The sequence below is a fragment of the Companilactobacillus baiquanensis genome (genome assembly GCF_003946605.1).
Taxonomy (GTDB): domain Bacteria; phylum Bacillota; class Bacilli; order Lactobacillales; family Lactobacillaceae; genus Companilactobacillus; species Companilactobacillus baiquanensis.
In genome coordinates, this window is record NZ_RHOQ01000016.1 from 1 (window position 1) to 3,195 (window position 3,195).

2 rRNA genes are annotated in these 3,195 nt (G+C 48.4%); both read left to right on the top strand.

From position 1 onward, the window contains the following. Positions 1-95: 95 nt before the first annotated feature. Positions 96-3,012: ribosomal RNA gene (locus EKM77_RS10900) — 23S ribosomal RNA — on the top strand. A gap of 66 nt (positions 3,013-3,078) precedes the next feature. Beyond that, positions 3,079-3,195, top strand: a 5S ribosomal RNA gene (gene rrf, locus EKM77_RS10905).

The window sequence follows — 3,195 nt, forward strand, 5'->3', positions numbered from 1 at the left end:
CAAACTCGTACCTTGAAAACTGGATATTAAGAAATAATGAATTAAAGAAACACCGAAAACTGCGCGACAAATTGACGCAAGTCATATTTTGTCAAGATTAAGTAACAAAGGGCGTACGGTGGATGCCTAGGCACTAGGAGCCGATGAAGGACGTAACTAACGACGATACGCCTCGGGGAGCTGTAAGTAAGCTTTGATCCGGGGATTTCCGAATGGGGGAACCCAATCATCGTAATGGATGATTACTTGTGTGTGAATACATAGCACATTAAGAGGAACACGCAATGAACTGAAACATCTAAGTAGTTGCAGGAAGAGAAAGAATATTCGATTCCCTGAGTAGCGGCGAGCGAAACGGGAAGAGCCCAAACCAAAGAGCTTGCTCTTTGGGGTTGTAGGACTGGCGTTATGAGAAAAAAGGTAAGTATAGTTGAATGAGTTGGAAAGCTCAGCCAAAGAGAGTGAAAGCCTCGTAAACGAAATACAAACCACTCTAGCCGGGATCCTGAGTACGGCGGGACACGTGAAACCCCGTCGGAATCTGGGAGGACCATCTCCCAAGGCTAAATACTACCTAGTGACCGATAGTGAACCAGTACCGTGAGGGAAAGGTGAAAAGAACCCCGGAAGGGGAGTGAAACAGATCCTGAAACCGTATGCCTACAAATAGTCAAAGCCCGTTAAGGGGTGATGGCGTGCCTTTTGTAGAATGAACCGGCGAGTTACGTTTACATGCAAGGTTAAGCAGAAAATGCGGAGCCGCAGCGAAAGCGAGTCTGAATAGGGCGAATAAGTATGTAGATGTAGACCCGAAACCAAGTGACCTACCCATGTCCAGGTTGAAAGTGTGGTAAAACACACCGGAGGACCGAACCCATGTATGTTGAAAAATGCTGGGATGAGGTGTGGGTAGCGGTGAAATTCCAAACGAACTTGGAGATAGCTGGTTCTCTCCGAAATAGCTTTAGGGTTAGCCTCGGGGAATAGGATCATGGAGGTAGAGCACTGTTTGGACTAGGGGCCCGTCTTGGGTTACTGAATTCAGATAAACTCCGAATGCCATTGATCTATACCCGGGAGTCAGACGGTGAGTGATAAGATCCATCGTCGAAAGGGAAACAGCCCAGATCACCAGTTAAGGTCCCAAAATTCATGCTAAGTGGAAAAGGATGTGGAAACGCATAGACAACTAGGATGTTGGCTTAGAAGCAGCCATTCATTCAAAGAGTGCGTAATAGCTCACTAGTCGAGTGATTCTGCGCCGAAAATGTACCGGGGCTAAGCATGATACCGAAACTGTGGATGCATCGTAAGATGCGTGGTAGGAGAGCGTTGTAAGAGCATTGAAGCTGTACCGTGAGGAGCAGTGGAGTTCTTAGAAGTGAGAATGCCGGTATGAGTAGCGAAAGATCAGTGAGAATCTGATCGGCCGAAAGACTAAGGTTTCCTGGGGAAGGCTCGTCCTCCCAGGGTTAGTCGGGGCCTAAGATGAGACCGAGAGGTGTAATCGATGGATAACGGGTTGATATTCCCGTACTAGTTTATTTTGTTTGAACGATGGAAGGACGCAGGAGGATGATGTGTGCACACAGCTGGAAAAGTGTGTTCAAGCAGAAAGTCTTGGTAAGAGTCAAATGCTTTTACCTATAAGGACAATCTGTGATGAGGAGCGAAATTTAAGTAGCGAAGCACAGTAACTCACACTGCCGAGAAAAGTTTCTAGTTAGAAATAAACTACCCGTACCGCAAACCGACACAGGTAGTCGAGGAGAGAATCCTAAGGTCAGCGAGTGAACTCTCGTTAAGGAACTCGGCAAAATGACCCCGTAACTTCGGGAGAAGGGGTGCTGGTGTAACAGCCAGCCGCAGTGAATAGGCCCAAACAACTGTTTATCAAAAACACAGGTCTCTGCTAAATCGTAAGATGACGTATAGGGGCTGACGCCTGCCCGGTGCTGGAAGGTTAAGAGGATCAGTTAGCGTAAGCGAAGCTGAGAATTGAAGCCCCAGTAAACGGCGGCCGTAACTATAACGGTCCTAAGGTAGCGAAATTCCTTGTCGGGTAAGTTCCGACCCGCACGAAAGGCGTAATGATTTGGGCACTGTCTCAACGAGAGACTCGGTGAAATTATAATACCCGTGAAGATGCGGGTTACCCGCGACAGGACGGAAAGACCCCATGGAGCTTTACTGTAGCTTGATATTGAGTTTTTGTGTAACATGTACAGGATAGGTAGGAGCCGTAGAAGTCGGAACGCTAGTTTCGATCGAGGCATTGGTGGGATACTACCCTTGTTATATGAAGGCTCTAACCTACACCATTTATCGTGGTGAGGGACAGTGTCTGGTGGGCAGTTTGACTGGGGCGGTCGCCTCCTAAAAAGTAACGGAGGCGCTCAAAGGTTCTCTCAGAATGGTTGGAAATCATTCATAGAGTGTAAAGGCACAAGAGAGCTTGACTGCGAGACTGACAAGTCGAGCAGGGACGAAAGTCGGACTTAGTGATCCGGTGGTACCATATGGAAGGGCCATCGCTCAACGGATAAAAGCTACCCTGGGGATAACAGGCTTATCTCCCCCAAGAGTTCACATCGACGGGGAGGTTTGGCACCTCGATGTCGGCTCATCGCATCCTGGGGCTGTAGTCGGTCCCAAGGGTTGGGCTGTTCGCCCATTAAAGCGGTACGCGAGCTGGGTTCAGAACGTCGTGAGACAGTTCGGTCCCTATCCGTCGCGGGCGTAGGAAATTTGAGAGGAGCTGTCCTTAGTACGAGAGGACCGGGATGGACATACCTCTGGTGTACCAGTTGTGCCGCCAGGCGCATCGCTGGGTAGCTACGTATGGACGGGATAAACGCTGAAAGCATCTAAGTGTGAAGCCCCCCTCAAGATGAGATTTCCCATTCCGTAAGGAAGTAAGATCCGTTAAAGATTATGACGTAGATAGGCTGCGGGTGGAAGTGTAGCGATACATGGAGCTGAGCAGTACTAATAGATCGAGGACTTAATCGAGTAAGTGGTTTTCGAGTTTCAATTCATTAACTTAATATCTAGTTTTGAAGGTACGAGTAAGAATAGTGTGGTGGCGATAGCAAGAAGGATACACCTGTTCCCATGCCGAACACAGAAGTTAAGCTTCTTAACGCCGAAAGTAGTTGGTGGGAAACTACCCGCGAGGATAGGTAGTTGCCACGC